Origin of the sequence: Pseudomonas sp. W4I3 (assembly GCF_030816195.1) — a bacterium.
Lineage (GTDB): Bacteria > Pseudomonadota > Gammaproteobacteria > Pseudomonadales > Pseudomonadaceae > Aquipseudomonas.
On record NZ_JAUSXS010000001.1, the window covers coordinates 2,739,771 to 2,755,763 of the forward strand.

15 protein-coding genes and 2 pseudogenes are annotated in these 15,993 nt (G+C 50.9%); 14 read left to right on the plus strand and 3 right to left on the minus strand.

Going from position 1 to position 15,993, the window contains the following annotated elements:
- The first annotated feature begins 36 nt into the window (after positions 1-36).
- From QF045_RS12675 to QF045_RS12695, 5 genes are all read left to right on the plus strand, one after another.
- Positions 37-453, plus strand: coding sequence for a hypothetical protein (locus QF045_RS12675; protein ID WP_306492479.1), 417 nt, complete (start codon positions 37-39; stop codon positions 451-453).
- 3 nt (positions 454-456) lie between these two features.
- On the plus strand, positions 457-2,769 hold the full coding sequence (locus tag QF045_RS12680) for a hypothetical protein (protein ID WP_306492480.1): 2,313 nt from the start codon (positions 457-459) through the stop codon (positions 2,767-2,769).
- 100 nt (positions 2,770-2,869) lie between these two features.
- Complete coding sequence (locus QF045_RS12685; RefSeq protein WP_306492481.1) at positions 2,870-3,148, plus strand: hypothetical protein; 279 nt, start codon at positions 2,870-2,872, stop codon at positions 3,146-3,148.
- 23 nt (positions 3,149-3,171) lie between these two features.
- Positions 3,172-3,402 carry a hypothetical protein gene (locus tag QF045_RS12690; protein WP_306492482.1) on the plus strand — a complete coding sequence of 77 codons (231 nt, stop codon included), beginning with the start codon at positions 3,172-3,174 and terminating at the stop codon, positions 3,400-3,402.
- Entirely contained in the window at positions 3,402-4,157 is a 756-nt protein-coding gene (locus QF045_RS12695; RefSeq protein ID WP_306492483.1) for a Gp138 family membrane-puncturing spike protein, read from the plus strand. The genes QF045_RS12690 and QF045_RS12695 overlap by 1 nt, the downstream gene beginning before the upstream one ends.
- A gap of 37 nt (positions 4,158-4,194) precedes the next feature.
- Here the strand turns inward: QF045_RS12695 and QF045_RS12700 are convergent, their stop codons facing one another.
- The gene (locus QF045_RS12700) at positions 4,195-4,509 is read right to left on the minus strand and encodes a hypothetical protein (RefSeq protein ID WP_306492484.1); all 315 of its coding nucleotides are present in this window, start codon (positions 4,507-4,509) and stop codon (positions 4,195-4,197) included.
- A gap of 175 nt (positions 4,510-4,684) precedes the next feature.
- Positions 4,685-5,611, minus strand: coding sequence for an FRG domain-containing protein (locus QF045_RS12705; RefSeq protein WP_306492485.1), 927 nt, complete (start codon positions 5,609-5,611; stop codon positions 4,685-4,687).
- Between the two features lie 1,409 nt (positions 5,612-7,020).
- On the opposite strand from QF045_RS12705, the gene QF045_RS12710 reads away from it, so the two are divergent.
- On the plus strand, positions 7,021-7,725 hold the full coding sequence (locus tag QF045_RS12710) for a recombinase family protein (protein WP_306492486.1): 705 nt from the start codon (positions 7,021-7,023) through the stop codon (positions 7,723-7,725).
- A gap of 30 nt (positions 7,726-7,755) precedes the next feature.
- Here the strand turns inward: QF045_RS12710 and QF045_RS12715 are convergent, their stop codons facing one another.
- Positions 7,756-7,962 carry a hypothetical protein gene (locus QF045_RS12715; RefSeq protein WP_306492487.1) on the minus strand — a complete coding sequence of 69 codons (207 nt, stop codon included), beginning with the start codon at positions 7,960-7,962 and terminating at the stop codon, positions 7,756-7,758.
- An 11-nt stretch (positions 7,963-7,973) separates the two neighbouring features.
- Between QF045_RS12715 and QF045_RS12720 the strand changes: the two genes are divergently transcribed.
- The 8 genes and pseudogenes from QF045_RS12720 to QF045_RS12755 all read left to right on the plus strand — a co-directional run bounded on the left by QF045_RS12720 (position 7,974) and on the right by QF045_RS12755 (position 15,712).
- Positions 7,974-8,189, plus strand: a complete 216-nt coding sequence (locus QF045_RS12720) for a hypothetical protein (RefSeq protein ID WP_306492488.1) — start codon at positions 7,974-7,976, stop codon at positions 8,187-8,189.
- A gap of 1 nt (position 8,190) precedes the next feature.
- Positions 8,191-9,048 (plus strand): hypothetical protein, encoded by an 858-nt coding sequence (locus QF045_RS12725; RefSeq protein WP_306492489.1) that lies wholly within the window; start codon positions 8,191-8,193, stop codon positions 9,046-9,048.
- A 53-nt stretch (positions 9,049-9,101) separates the two neighbouring features.
- The gene (locus tag QF045_RS12730) at positions 9,102-9,848 is read left to right on the plus strand and encodes a hypothetical protein (protein WP_306492490.1); all 747 of its coding nucleotides are present in this window, start codon (positions 9,102-9,104) and stop codon (positions 9,846-9,848) included.
- Between the two features lie 87 nt (positions 9,849-9,935).
- Complete coding sequence (locus QF045_RS12735; protein WP_306492491.1) at positions 9,936-10,331, plus strand: hypothetical protein; 396 nt, start codon at positions 9,936-9,938, stop codon at positions 10,329-10,331.
- Between the two features lie 173 nt (positions 10,332-10,504).
- Entirely contained in the window at positions 10,505-10,714 is a 210-nt protein-coding gene (locus tag QF045_RS12740) for a hypothetical protein (protein ID WP_306492492.1), read from the plus strand.
- Between the two features lie 702 nt (positions 10,715-11,416).
- Positions 11,417-11,575, plus strand: a pseudogene (locus QF045_RS12745) (FKBP-type peptidyl-prolyl cis-trans isomerase); the annotation flags it as partial.
- 471 nt (positions 11,576-12,046) lie between these two features.
- Positions 12,047-14,753 (plus strand): annotated as a pseudogene (gene mgtA / locus QF045_RS12750) (magnesium-translocating P-type ATPase).
- Between the two features lie 242 nt (positions 14,754-14,995).
- Positions 14,996-15,712 (plus strand): MgtC/SapB family protein, encoded by a 717-nt coding sequence (locus QF045_RS12755; protein WP_306492493.1) that lies wholly within the window; start codon positions 14,996-14,998, stop codon positions 15,710-15,712.
- Positions 15,713-15,993 lie beyond the last annotated feature (281 nt).

Sequence of the window (15,993 nt, forward strand, 5' to 3'; positions counted from 1 at the left end):
TTCCGTGTCGGCTCTTTCCTATAAGGACACAAAATAATGACAATGACACGTACACATCAAGCCTACTTCTCTGATCTTGTAGAGAAGCTTTTCCGCCAAGCCTTGGAAGCTGCAAACCAACACACTGACGTTGACTACATCCTGTCTCTGATTGACTTTAAAGAATACGGCAAACGCTTTGGTGAAGAAGTGCTGAAGCACGCTTCTTACACTGACTTGAAGTATGCAGACAAGGTGCTGAGTGACGAACGTGTAATCCGTTCCACTCACGCTATTGAACAGGCTCTAGCCTTCATTGCACCAACAACCGAAGATGCTAAAAACATTGAAGTGATGGCCCAGTATCTAACATCTGGTGTTCTCGACACTGAGACAGCTTTGAATGGTATTGCTGAAGCTGGTAATGCTGTACAGAACCGTGCACTTCAATTGATTCAACAACGTAAGGTGTAATCCATGATTGATGAAAATCTAGGAGAACTGTCGGCCAAGATTAGTTTTAAGATCGACCAAAAGGGAATTCTCCAAGCTCGCGCTTTGTTGAAGCAGTTGGAAGCTCAAGCTAAGGCTACAGGGAAGGCTATCAACGCTGCTTTCAAGAATGCTGGTGCTGGTAGTGCAGGGCAGGCAGCTAAGAACATGGCTGTTGCCCAGAAGGCACAGACACAGGCTCAATTTCAAGCACAGCTACAGAATGCCAAGTTTACTAAGATCAACAACGCCAACCAAGTGAGCGGCTTGAAGACACAGCAACAACAAGTTGCTCTTCAAATCAAGCAAGCCCAACTGGCAGCAGCAACACAACGTACACAGGCAGCAGCCGCTAAAGCTCAACTCCAGCAACACGCTCAAGCCTTGGGACACCAGATTCAAAACTCCCGTCTAGCCAACCTCCAACAACAACACCAAATCCGTGCAGCCCGTGCAGCAGCACAACAACATGCAGCGGCAAGACGTGCAGCAGGACAGGCTAACACTCCTGGGCACGGTGGCCCACGATCCGCTCACGGCGGTGGCTTGCTTGGTGTAGGTGGTAACGCTATTCACCGCTTTGGTGGTGTTGGTCGTTTCGCTGGTGGCATCACTGGTGGTGCTGATGGCGCTTTGGGAGGCTTGGAAGGTCTTGCAGGTGGTCTTGGTAGGGCGGCAATGGGATTGGGCGCTGTAGCTGGTGCCGCTGCTCTGGTAGTGGCTGCATTCGTTGCTGTGGTTGCCGCTTCTACAGGGTTTGCCCGAGCTGCTGAAAGAGCCGCTAATACTCGAAACCAACGCCTAGGCCAGTTCCAAGCTGTGGGTGACAAAACCCCAGAAAATGCCCAACGTATGAACAACCGTTTTGAGAACTTCGCACAAACAGAAGGACTTTCCACAAGAGAGCTTGGGGCAGATTACTCTAAAATCGTTGGTGCGTTGTCGTCTAAAGTCGGAGTTGATAAAGCTGCTGATACTGCTGAAGGAATCTTCAGGTATGGTAAGGCTCAACACTTGTCTAACGAAAACATGTCAAAGATTAGTCTTGGTATGCGTCAAGCTCTTGGTAAAGGTCAACTCTTCTCTGAAGAATGGACAGGCCAAATTGCAGAACACCTTGGGGCACACGCCAACGAGTTTGGTGCTGAAGCTTGGCAGAAAGCATCCGGTGGCAAACTAACTGGTGATGAAGCCTTGAAAGCTTTTGGTAAGGATCGTCAAGACAGAAAGATTAGTGGTGACGCACTTACAAGGTTCATGATGGAACTTGGTAAGACACTGGATCAACATTCCAATGACGGTGGCTTGTTGGATAAAGCCCGCAACACCCAAGACTCTTGGGATAACCGTATCGGCAACCAATACCAAGCAAACATGGCTTCCGCATTTGACAACACTGGCTTGCAATCCACAATGCCAGCACTGTACAGCAGCCTTGTTGAGTTCCTAAAAGCCATTGAGCCACAGTTTGAAGCCCTTGGGCGTTCTTCTGACTCCGTTTTGAATGGTGTCATTGGGCTGGTTAAAGGTCTAACCGACCTAGCCAATTGGTTCAACAGCGGTAAGAGCTACCTTGATCCTAAGTTTATGCAAGACCTTAGCTCTGCAATGAATGAGCTAGGAACAAGCTTCACTACCTATTACCACACTATCAAGCAAGCATTTGGTATTGTTGATGATGTTGATTTGTTCAAAACTGTAGGTGAAACTCTGATTGGAGTGATTACGGCTGTTGTCGATGCAATCGCTGCATTTGCGGATGTGATGACATTCCTACTTCGCAAGGTTCAAGATGGTTTGCACTTTGTTGGTAAGGTCGATGATGACCAATACGACAAGATTCTTAAACAGCGTGAAGTTGATGACAAAGAACGTGCAGACATTGTTGCAAGACGAGAGCTAGACCGTCAGGGCGGTGGCCCTATGCCTAACCCTGCTGGCAATGTTGACCCAACAGCCCCTTGGCGTCTAACTGATGGTAGCGACATTCCAAAACTAGTAGTTGCTCCTGACGCTGGCCCTAAAGCCTTCCCTAGTATGGTTGGTGCAGCACCTAAAACTCCACTCATTCAACCGGCTGTAAACGGACAAGCCGCAGCTTCTGCTGTGAATAATAACGTCACTAACACAATCACACTAAACCAAGCGCCAATCACCCTTAATGGTGTTGCTCCTGAAGAAATGAAAGGAGTGCTTGAGGATCATCGTCGAGCAACTGAAAGAACGATGCAGGACATTGTTAACAGATTGAGTCCAGCAACAGCCGCTGCTACACAGTCTCAAGCAAGGGGTAACTAATATGAATATATTAGTTTCGATCTAAATGTCACAAGTCCTAGGTAATAAAGTTTGGGGTTGGCTTCTAGCATCTTGTTTCGTTGTCCTGATTGGGTGCTGCATGTTAACAGTGAATGCCCACATCACGCTGAATGAATACCAAGCCACAAGAAGCCAAGACATTGCCATGATCAGGCAGGAGATAGTCAGAACGTCTCTTGCTCAATCTGATTCTTTTAGGATGCAGATTAACAACAGCAACGAACAACTCAAGCAGTACATTGATATTCAAGTCCCATTGAAGGCCAGAGATGCTATCTACAGCATTTCGCCTATCAACATCAATCAAACTGCAAACCCAGCTATCACAGCGAGCCCAAATGCAAACATTCGCCGCTAAGGCAACATAACAGGAGAAACAACATGTTCCCAGTAACAATTGGTGGCATCACATACCCATGCCATTTTAAGTCCCAATCCAAAGCGATGGCCGCTGCGTATGAGTTCTTTGAAGGTAAGAGCCGTGCTCTTTTCAAGATCATTCGTGCAAAGACGAGCAATGATAGCGTCTACTTCGTTCTGCAAGATAACAAAGGAAACGCTCTTCAAATCCCTGAAGTCTCACTCCCAGCACGTCCCAGTAAGGCTGCTTAATGTACGATATCACTTACCCAGACGCCTCCCACATTGATGTTATCAAGACGGAGATTCATAACCACAACGATAACGCTAGGACATCTTTCCCGGCTGTTGTGGTGGGAGTCAATAACACCGCTGTTCCATCCGTGACAGTTAAGATTCTCAACCCAAGATACACAGACGATGGGGAAAACATGGATGACTTGCATATCCTCAATGTTCCCATTGCCTATACTCGCACAAGCAACAGCATTATCCTCTTCCCAGTTAAAGCGGGTGACACAGGAATGTGCATTGTTGCTGACAACAGCCTTGATAACTTCAAGATTGCCTCTAACTCCAATCCCACAAAAGTGGCTAACAATAGAATGAAGGATGAGATGGATGCTGTTTTCTATCCGGGGCTAACCCCACCGGGTGTGATGGCTCAGCAACTTCAGGGCTTAAGGCTACCAAGAGATGCGAATGATCTAACCATCATCCACAACACAGGGACTGGTGCAGAAGTAAACTTCACTCTGAAGGCAGACGGCAACGTTGAAATCAACTCACAGTTCACCGTGAAAGTTATTGCTAAAGACATTGAGCTTAACGCTAGCAACAGTGTCTCTATCAACGCCTCTTCTCTGAAAGTTAACGTGCCTAACACCACATGGACAGGCAACACCAAAATCAGCGGAACATGGACATTCAACGGGATTCCATTCGATACCCACAAACACGCCGGGGTTACAACGGGTAATGGTGTGTCTGGGTTGCCAGCGGATTAAAATCCGGTGGTGTTTAGTCACCGGATTCTGACGTGTATCATTTTTCAGGGTAAAGTTTACGCCTGAATTGTTTATATTCGTTACCATCCTTTTTGATTGAGCGAGCAATAAACTCTTTGTTGCCAATCTGGGCTACATAGTAAATCTTCTTAAGCTTGAACTCAGTTGCCGCTTCAACAAGAACTGATGCGAGCCTTTTCTTGATGGCTTTGTAAGCCTCATCCTTTTCAGGGTCAGCTTTCCCGTAGTTAATGGTCCAGACAGTGTCAACATCCTTCGTTTTAAACCATTTCTTGCTTTTCAGGAAATCATAGAAATCATCTCTTTGATCTTCTGAGTCGATCAAGTCCAAGGACAGTAACACCCTAATCATCTGCCGCTTCCTTTCGTTGTACATCGTTAACCGTGAAGTTCGGTGTGACCCTTATATGGGGGCGGATGCTGGCTTTTCAATTGCTCGCATGTAAAAATTTAAGAGTATGAAGCCGCCATGATCGTCGTGTTGTGTGCGGGCTTTTTTGTTTTAATCAGTGGAAGTCAGGGTCATAACCATCAGCGTGGTATTCGTACATTGCTGACCGAGAGTGCCTAACACCAATCTCGACATTACCCCAATCTTTAACCATCTTTGCCACACCGTGGAATCCAGGGAAGAGTGTTGAGCCATCAATCCCCATCTTTGAACACAACTCCAACAAGTCCGGTGCTTCACTTAATGGTAGCGTCATTTTGATAAGTGGAGCATATCCATTCGTTATCTCGTATATCTCTTGAACGTCCTCAAGTGCTTCAGCCTTGTATATATCGTCTACGCTGTAATCCTTCGCATGGTGAGCAGTGAACAAACCAGATTGAGCCGCTTGATTCTGGCTTGTGCCTCCCGGTGGTCGAATGATCTTCACCGTTTTCCAGAAAGGAGCAGAAGTTGTTTCCAGCGCCCACACAGCAATCTTTGGCATCCCCATAAAGTCAATCTCAAAGCTAGCTGATGCTGCTGCAAAGTAACATGCAACAAAGCTTCGATCAGTCCAGTCTAGAAGGCGGGTTGGCACTTCATAGTGCTGAGCTATCGCCATGATTTGGTGCATTTCTGGCTGGGGCCAAGGTCTGTGTCCACTCATGAACGAGTGTTGAGCTGTCAACAACCTGTCCCTGATCTGCTCTGTATATCCGGGCACTATCAATCCCGACCGATCACAGCCATCTAAAAACTTCTTCAGAATGTCTAACTCAAAGCTGACTTGATCCGCACTTGATTTTTTGAGCAATCTTCTGGGAGAGCCGTACCCAAATGAACCTTCGCCATTACGGCACACAGAAGGGGTTAGCTTGTATTCGTCGCTTGGCTGGCCCCTAAAGACGTATTGCCCATGCTTCCAAACATCGTTAAGAGGTGAAACGTAGTCAAGCAACTGACGTGCAGTCTCAAAGGCTATTTCAGTTGGGCTTCCCATCGCTGCTTGATCCTTATCCGTTGGTTGTATCCAAGTGTACTGGCGGCCAGTCGAGAGCCGCAAGAGAGCACCTGTTGTACAGCCCTGAACGTCAGTTCAGAGTGGTATATCACTTCAAGTGTTCTCGCCTGATGTGGTTCCCACATACAACCAATAGTAGAAACAAGAAACCTAAAGAGATAGTAACTCTGTGTCGTACCGACACGTGTTTACCCTTTGTCATTCTGACAAGGCTTCCTGCACCAACACAAGAGCGGTTAGCTCGTTTAATAGTTGGTTGTTATGTTTCTTGTTTGACTGGTTCATCACTGTGTCTCACTACACAGTGTTTCTAAGCTGCTGAACGTCCGTTCAGAGAGTAACACCACTGTTAAATCATCCATCAGGAGTAGGGTAGCGATGCTGTTAGCTTGCTATCTATTATCTTTTTGAGTACTCCTTCCTATGGATACCACTTTGTTAGTGTGAATATTCTGATGGGAGTGTGTTTGATAGGTTTGTTAGCTTGATGTCGTACTACCAGTGGTGGTGACACTTGAGGGTAGTTTCATTATGAGTGTATTGTTAAGCAAAACCATTTTGCACATGCAAGAGGTTTTTGCACAAAAGTGAAGAATAAACGAATAAATCACCACGAATTCACATCCAAGCCCACCTGTCAACCATCTGAGTGCGCATCTGTGCAATCTTTACACTTCTCATTTGGTGAGAGTTATTCCCATCAAGGGATTTCAAACGGTTTGCCGAATGTCTTCAATTTGTAGATGATAGAAGTTCTCATCTGTGCCGTGTAATGAATAACAGTTGACAGAAGGGATATCACGCTGGCGGACGTGGCACACACTCAAGTGCGAACACACACAATCCAAGCTTCATAGACCGTGCAGAGCGTCAACAACATTGGTGCAAGAAACAGCCTCTGGCTGCTCTAGTGTTGTAACCTTTTTTAAGTAGTATTTCCCTCTACAAGCCACGTCCTGTAAGGGTTTCAGCCTAGAGCGTCTGCGTCCATTTGTAGTGATAAACCCCCTGAACGGACGTTCAGAGAGTGGCCCCCATGCCCCGAGGCATGAGCAGTACAACTCTTCATTTCCAATGAGCAGATAAGCCATTGAGCCTAGACCGGCTCCAGCGGGTACGCTGATTCGTATTGTTGGATATGTTGGTTGGTTGATATGGAATCCACTTGAGGTGGTAATCCTTTTGATGCGAGAGCATCGAAGGCAGGAACCCTAGAAACCCGAATGAGCCTAAGCGAAAACTAAACCGGTTAACACACACCGTTAGGTGTGAGCTGGCACACGCCTGCAAAGTGTTTTGACATTCTCTATACGCCCATACAGAAATTGTAATATGTCACAATCACCTGTAGAATAAAGTCACACAGAAAATGACAAAGGCGGTGTGTGATGGATGTCGTTGGTTACGTTCGTGTGAGTACAGGCAAACAAGAAGCATCGGGACTTGGCCTAGAAGCTCAGGTTGATTACATCCAGACAGCAGCTCGCCAGCAGGGTTGGAACGTCACACACATATACAGTGAAGCAATCTCAGGCTCTGTAGCCCCTACAGCACGCCCAGAGTTCTCCAAGGCCATTGCAACAGGGCTTCCAATCATCGTTGCCAAGATCGACCGGTTATCAAGGGACGTTGAGCACATTGCTGGTCTGATGAAGCGGGTAGCCTTCAAGGTTGCCACCATGCCCAACGCTGACACCATGCAACTCCACCTATTCGCTGTGCTGGCTGAACAGGAGCGTGCATTCATTAGCCAGCGTACAAAGGATGCCTTGAAGGCTCTACAGCAACGTGCTGATGATGGCTGTGTGTTGTCTCTGGCAAAGGTGAAGCGTCGTTCAGATAACGCCTCGGTGGCTAGAGCAGCCAAGAAGGAGAGGGCAGAACAGGCTTGTGACGTGGTCAAGATCAATCCGCACCACACCGAGATAGCCCCTCACGTCATGGCGTGTCTCTACCAAGGATGCAACACACTTCAGTCTCTCGCTGACTGCCTCAATGCCAAGGGTAAGCACACCTCACGTGGCGGCCTGTGGTCGCCTACGACAGTACGTCGCTTGATGCTGGCTCTGGGAGTCGAGTTCAAGAAAGGTTAAGCGTGGGCAGGCTCTCAGGAGGTCATAGGGTTACTTTGAGATTAGGAACGATTCCTGTTTGGACGCTGGCGTGTTGCTTAATAGCTCTGGCTTTAACACCATTTCCCAAACATCCATTCCCATTATTTTTCCAGTGACAAAACCAAACGCATAAAGCATCAGGCCGTCCTCCACGGCGGGGAATTGGTAATCACGTGTAAATTCGTTCAGGGCGACTACAATCGCAATCCCAACCAAGGATGGACTCCATGACCACGACCAACGAAACTATGGCCGACGCACTGGAACTGCTTCTTCTCAACCAACATGCAATCGCTGCCGGCCTTGAGGAAGTGGCCTTGTGGATCAAGGCACGTGGCGCCGTCGAAACGCACCAAAACGTCGTAGGCGCATTGGAGCGAATTGATGTAAACGCCGAAAGCATCACTGGTGCAATCGAGAAGCTACGTCAGGGAATCCTGTAGCGTGCTGAATGTCGCCAGCTTATTTTCTGGAAAGACATTTCAACTCGTCCCCTTGAAGAGTATTTCCAGTCTGGCGGCGGGGCAGGATTTTGTATGGAGAAAGGTCTGCGCTCCAGTTGCGTTATGCTCTGGTAGAATGGCGTTTTCAATAGGAATAGCTAAATTGAAGGGATTACGAGCGACCATCATTGGCTGTGCGATAGCTGTTGTAGGTGCTGTTGGTGTTGCCTTGATTAACTATGTTGTCGAGCATGGAGAATTGCCACCTTGGTCGTCAGGCGCTCTTAGTTGGCTATCTAGCCTGATGTTGATACAGACACCTTGGGCTTTCTGGGAAATCTTAGCGACGTTTCTAACGCCCTGTTTGGTTTTTGGTTTTCTGGTTTATTATCTGTGGCGTTCACACTCTGTCCTTGTGGATGAATTTAATGAGCAAAATGATGTATTGGTAGACGCTCGGACTTGTAAGAATAGGCTAGACAAAGAGCATTCCCAGTTAAAGATTGCTCATGCAGAGCTGCTGGCATCCGTTGAATTGCTGGAGGTTGCCAATTCTGACTTAGTGACACAGAACTCAGAATTGAGAGAGGCCGCTGCACTCGCTATCCAACCTGACAACAAACAGATCGAAATCAACGAAACATGTTTGAATGTGCTCAAAGCTATTGCTGCTTTGACTGAGCGTGATTTAAGGGCTGATTTGGATAATGTTGACTCTATAGTTAAGCTAGGGAAAATACAGACCCATGCCGCCTTAGACGTGCTGACAGAAAGACAGTTAATTTCTATGTCTGGCAACATTGGCGGAATCCGTTATCGCCTGACAGCTCAAGGTCGAGTGTACTATTTGGAACATTAAGATAAATAAGCAGGGGTGGCCTGATGCCCGAGATTTTCACATGGAAGAACTGCATGGCTGATGTTTATAACTATCGCTATGGTGCAATCGCCAAAGAGTTCTTGACTCTCGTTGTAAACCCTTCGTTAGATGCTCTTGATGCTCAGGTAGACGAGTGGGAGAAGTCAGATGACCCTGCTTCCGGATTTATCATTTCTGACCTCCGTGAGTTGATTTACAAGACACGTATGGCGTTCTGTTTGTCTATCCAATCTCTTTGGGAGCAACAGATACGCACCTACTTATCGGGCTGCCAACAGGAATTGGGCATCAATCCTTTCCCTGTATCCAATCGCCGGGGTGCGAACTCTGTTCAGGCTGTGTATTGGGGTGATGAACTGAACACGGTGTTTGAGAGATTGCGGAGTATCACCCTACCTTCATTCGCATCATTTAAGTCACTTGATCTTCTTATGCTGGTAGGCAATGTGTGTCGTCACGGTGATGGAAGCTCAAGTGCAAGACTGTGGAGTATTCGCCCTGATCTTTGGCCTGATTACCACGGACCTGATAACGAGTTCCTACGATCCACGCTGACTGACCAAGCCCCCCCAGTGCAATCACTGGAAATCCCTAGGGAAATGCTAGAAGACTTCGTGGATAGGATTTGTCTCTTCTGGAAAGACACTAATTATATCTATGAAGAAAGTATAGAGCGAAAGCACCCGTCCCTAGAGGCTAGATTGGTGCTCAAACGTGCTGAGCGCTCACCGGGCATTCGTCATGAAGGGGTCATCACTCCCACAACGCTGGAAGGTTGATGTCAGTGTGACGAGAAGGATTTCGATTTGTGTGTGAAATTTTGTGTGTTACAGTCTTCACACACAGAATTCACAGGAGCTTTCACAATGGCACAGGCAAAATCCCCAGAGGTAAAGGCAAAGATCATTGCTGCATGGCGTGACGCTGAAGCCAAAGGCGAGACGCGCAAGAGCTTTCACGAACGTGTCAAAGGTACAGAACTCGAAATTACCTATGGCGGGCTTGAGCGGTGGTTGAACCCGGCTAAGGCAAAGAGTTCTGGTGCTTCTGGAGCAACAACACAAGCGCTAGCAGCAATGCACACAGACTCACCTAACTTCATTGCTGCTGCCACGCTGGATGACGTAGAAGCAGCGTACAAGAAAAGCATTGAAACTCTGATTGCCAACCTTGAAGAGCAAGAGCAGCACCTACAGGCTGAGCTTGAACGTGTTGTGAGTGACCTTGGACGAGCACGTGAAAAATTAACTAAATTTGATTAACAAACGTCAGCCACTCGCCCAAGGGCCGCCATGTGCGGCCTTTTTTCATGCCTATGATTTTTTTTGTGTGTGATGTGTGTAATAGGTGTTGACTTTGTGTGTTGTTGTGTAATACATTTGCATCGGTCGCAAGGTGCTACACAACGTAGTGCCAGACCTTAGAAGGAGTGTTTATGAAGCAGTCGCCAAACCAAGCAAAGATGGAAGCCACAGTTCAAACCGTGCTGAAGGAGTTTTACACCAACACTATCGTTCCTCTTGCTGAAGCTGAGCAGCTTGACCCGGTGGAGCTATTCGACGCCACTATAAAGAGCGCCGTGCACCTGAAGGAGCAGGATGTGATAGACGATCGCCGTAGCTCGTTTTTCACACTGAAGAGCTGATACACAGCCTACATGCGGAGAGGGAGCTGTTATGGATACACTCCAGCAGGCGCACACCGTGTACATCCAGAAGGGATATGATTCAAAGGTTTATGAGATGTATAGTTTTAAGGCGCTGAGCACAGCCTCAACGCTGAAAGATTGTGCGTCTAGGTTTGGGTTGGCCGCTTTCATCATCACCGTTGAAGGTGGTCAGCCACTAACACACTACGTGCAACGATGTGGATGCTGTGAATCTGTTTTCTAGGATACCAAGGAGTGGTGTAGATGGGATTCTTTTATGTTGTGTACAGTTTTTGTGTTTCAGCGACAGGGTATGAAAACCATTGTCAGCAAGAAAAATTGATAGACACACAGTATTTTGGGTTGGTTAGCTGTTACACAGGCGCCAGTTCGATTGAAAGGAAGACCACAGAGCAAATCTTGCAGGAGGCAACGAAGAATAACGTGAAAGACCCGAAGATAGAGGTTAAGACTCGGTGCATAACCAGTGCAGAGACTGAAACCTTCTTGAAGCAGTGGGGGCCATCAGCATTGGTCATCACTGGTAAGAAATACGAGTAAGGCTAACCTGCAATCGGCTGAAAGCTTAGCAAGTTCCCGCTATACCGCCCCATAGGCGTTCCCCAGCACAGCTATGTGCTCCTCAAACCCGCCACAGCTAGTGGTGTCTTTTCTCAGTGTTATATGCAAAATACTTGCGATCAGGGTTTGATGGGCATGCAGGTCGGTGGCGTGCGCACGTTGTTCGTGCCGGCGCATCTGGCCTACGGCGAGCGCTCGATGGGGGCGCATATCAAGCCCAACAGCGATCTGCGCTTTGAGATTGAGTTGCTGGAAGTGCTGACGCGGGATGATTGAAGAGGTTGGACGTATAGGTTGAGGACGGGGCCAGTAAGCGTATTCCTGAACCCATCCTGAAGAACTTTCTTATTCATCATGCGGAAACTTTCCTACGGTTTACTCTGCATAAATCGCGGCGTAAGCTTCGCGCGTTTTCATCAATAGCGGAGACCCTCAGTGGGTACTTGTTCGAGTGACAGTAGTCGGCCGGTGTTAGTCACCGGCACATACTTGGCAAGGTAACGCGCATTTTCCAGATGCCGTTGTCTCGCCAGAAAAAGCGAGAAACGGCATCCCGGCAGTGGCCATTCCTGGCGCCTGTCTGATTCCCTCTCATCGACGCTGACCAGCACCTGAGTTGCCTCGGGAGGCTACGGACGCGCCTGCCTTTTACGGTGGGCGGGCCAGGTTCGGTTGCGCCTGTTTCACGGGTGCGGCACGGACGGGCAGTACCTGCACGACGGTTTTTCCTCGCGCAGGAGTAACACCATGAACTTCACGCTGCTTAAAGAGTTCTTCGCCGGTTTCCTGCGGACCCGGCATATCGCCCGGCATTTTCGGCGCCTGGCGATGCTCGAAACCGTGACCGACGCCAGTGTCAGCCGCGAAGTGCCGCCCAGCCTGGCGCAAACCCTGGTGGCCGCGGCCAACGGCAGTGCCGTGCAACTGCTGGGCATGCTGGGCAGCCACGCCGAGGGCCTGAACGCTCAGGAGGCCGACGCATTGCGTGGGCAATACGGGCTCAATGAGGTCGAGCATGAGCAGCCACTGCCTTGGTGGGTGCACCTGTGGCACTGCTATAAAAACCCGTTCAACCTGCTGCTGACCTTGCTGGCGGTGATTTCCTGGCTGACCGAGGACATGAAGGCCGCCACGGTGATTTTCTCCATGGTGGTGCTGTCGACTTTGCTGCGTTTCTGGCAGGAGGCCAAGTCGAACAAGGCCGCTGACGCCTTGAAAGCCATGGTCAGCAACACGGCCACAGTATTGCGCCGAGACGCGGCCAAGCGCCTCGAACTGCCGATCAAACAACTGGTACCGGGTGACCTGATCGTGTTGTCGGCCGGTGACATGATTCCCGCCGATTGTCGCGTACTCAGCGCCAAGGATTTGTTCGTCAGCCAGGCGGCAATGACCGGTGAGTCGATGCCGGTGGAGAAGTTCGTGCAGCAGCAGGATGCCCATACGCGCAACCCGCTGGACCTGGAAAACATCCTGTTCATGGGCACCAACGTAGTGTCGGGCGCCGCCACCGCGGTGATTCTGGCCACTGGCAACAGCACCTACTTCGGTGCGTTGGCGCAACGCGTCACGGCGACCGACCGCGCCACCACGTCGTTCCAGAATGGCGTCAACAAGGTCAGCTGGTTGCTGATCCGCTTCATGTTCGTGATGGCGCCGCTGGTGTTGTTCATCAATGGGTTCACCAAGGGCGACTGGACCGAAGCGCTGTTGTTCGCGCTTTCGATTGCCGTGGGCCTTACCCCCGAAATGCTGCCGATGATTGTCACCTCGACGTTGGCCAAGGGCGCGGTGTTCCTGTCGCGCAAGAAAGTCATCGTCAAGCGCCTGGACGCGATCCAGAACTTCGGCGCCATGGATGTATTGTGCACGGACAAGACCGGCACGCTGACCCAGGACCGGATTTTCCTCGCGCGCCATGTGGATGTGTGGGGCCAGGAGTCCGAGGATGTGCTGGAAATGGCCTACCTCAACAGCTACTACCAGACCGGCTTGAAAAACCTGCTGGACGTGGCGGTACTCGAGCACGTCGAAATACACCGTGACTTGAAAGTCGGTACCGCGTTTCACAAGGTCGATGAGATTCCATTCGACTTCAATCGTCGCCGCATGTCGGTGGTGGTCGCCGAAAAGGACCAACCACATCTGTTGATCTGCAAGGGCGCGGTGGAAGAGATTCTGTCGGTGTGCAGCACCGTACGCCACGGCGAGGTCAACGAGGCGTTGACGGACGATCTGCTGGCGCGCATTCGCCAGGTGACCGCAGCGTTCAACGAAGAAGGCCTGCGCGTGGTGGCCGTGGCCGCGCAACCGATGGCATCGGGCCGCGACACTTACAGCCTGGCGGATGAAAACAACCTGACCCTGATCGGCTATGTGGCGTTCCTCGACCCACCCAAGGAAAGTACCGCGCCTGCGCTCAAGGCCCTGAAGGCCCATGGCGTGGCGGTCAAGGTGCTGACGGGTGACAACGAGCTGGTCACCGCGAAAATCTGCCGTGAAGTGGGCCTTGAGCAGCAAGGGCTGCTGATGGGCAGCGCTATCGAAGACATGACCGACGCCGAGCTGGCCCTGGCCGTGGAAACCACCAACGTGTTCGCCAAGCTCACGCCCAGCCACAAGGAGCGCATTGTGCGCCTGCTCAAGGCCAACGGGCATGTGGTCGGGTTCATGGGCGACGGCATCAACGACGCGCCGGCATTGCGTACGGCCGATATCGGTATCTCGGTGGACAGCGCGGTGGACATCGCCAAGGAAGCCGCCGACATCATCCTGCTGGAAAAGAGCCTGATGATCCTGGAGGAGGGCGTGCTGGAAGGCCGGCGCACCTTTGCCAACATGCTCAAGTACATCAAGATGACCGCCAGTTCCAACTTCGGCAACGTGTTCTCGGTGCTGGGTGGCGAGTGCGTTTATTCCGTTTCTGCCCATGCTGCCGATGCACCTGCTGGTGCAGAACCTGCTGTATGACATCTCGCAGATCGCCATTCCCTTCGACAATGTCGACGAGGAGATGCTCGCCCAGCCGCAACGCTGGCAGCCGGGGGATGTGGGGCGCTTCATGCTGTTCTTCGGGCCGATCAGCTCGATCTTCGACATCACCACGTTCGCACTCATGTGGTATGTCTTCGATGCCAACACCCCGGACCACCAGACCCTGTTCCAGTCAGGCTGGTTCGTGGTGGGGCTGCTCACCCAGACGTTGATCGTGCACATGATCCGCACCCCGAAAATCCCGTTCCTGCAAAGCCGTGCGGCGTTGCCGTTGATGGTGATGACGGGCGTGATCATGGCCGTTGGCATCTTCCTGCCGATGGGGCCGCTGGCGCATTACTTCAAATTACAGGCCCTGCCGTCGCTGTACTTCGTGTTCCTGCCAGTGATTCTGCTGGCCTACATGGCACTGACCCAGGCGGTGAAGGGCTATTACATCCGCAAGTTTGGCTGGCAGTAACACGCTTTCTGCCTGGGCCGGGCTCGCCCTGATGACAATTAGCCAAGCGAAAGTGGTTCTTGTAGGAGCGAGCTTGCTCGCGAAAAACCCTCAGGCAACGCGTTCATTCTGGATAAACACGGTGGGCCCTAAGTTCTTCGCGAGCAAGCTCGCTCCTACAAAAAAGCATTAAAGCTTGCCCGCGATGGGCTCGCACGGATTCGCGGCATTTCCAGTTGCCGCAGCACTCATGGAGTTTTTTTATGCAGGCAATCAACAACATCAACCTCGACTCGCTGGTCGACACTGTCGTCAGCCTGACCGCGGCGTTCATTCTCGGCGGCCTGATCGGCTTCGAACGCCAGTACCGCCAGCGCACCGCCGGCTTGCGCACCAATGTGCTGGTGGCGGTCGGCGCGGCGATCTTTGTCGACATGGCCAATCGCCTCGGCGGTGCTGAAGGCGCGGTGCGCGTGGTCGCGTATGTGGTCTCGGGCATCGGCTTTCTGGGCGCGGGGGTGATCATGCGCGAAGAAGGCAATGTGCGCGGGCTCAACACGGCCGCCACCCTCTGGGCATCGGCCGCGGTCGGCGCCTGTGCGGGCGCCGACCTGATCCTTGAGGCGCTGCTGGGTACGCTGTTCGTATTGGCGGCCAATACCTTGCTGCGGCCGATCGTCAATAACATCAACCGCCAGCCGTTGGACGTAGTATCGGCCGAAGTCACCAACATCCTCTATGTCATCGCGCGGCGCAGTCAGCAACAGGCGGTCATGGTGCTGCTGGAAGCCGAGCTGGCGCGGTGCAACTACCCGGCCAGTGACGTCGATGTACGGCCGTTCGGCAGCGAAGAAGTTGAAATCGAGGCCACCCTGGCCGCCACGTCGGTCGACGGTGATGAGCTGGATGCATTGGTGACGCGTATATCTACCTCCAGTCTGGTGGTGCAGGCGTTCTGGAGCCCAAGTACCACCGACTGACTCGCCTGCATGACCCCCGTCGAGCCAACATCGGCTACGCTTTATCGAGGAAAAATCCTACAGCCAGTCAGGACTATCCCTTCAATCAAAACGTCATTGCATTGCTAAGGTTGCGCACTTACGGCTGGCAGCTCGTTTGGTCTGGCTGTCATTGCTCGTGATGTTTCAATGCAAGGGGCCGGGCCCGTGTTGAGAATAAGCAGTACCGTTTGTCGGAACTGTCATTTCTCACAGGTACCGAGTCCCTATTTGATATGTAGGGTACTTTGACCGCCTAGGGG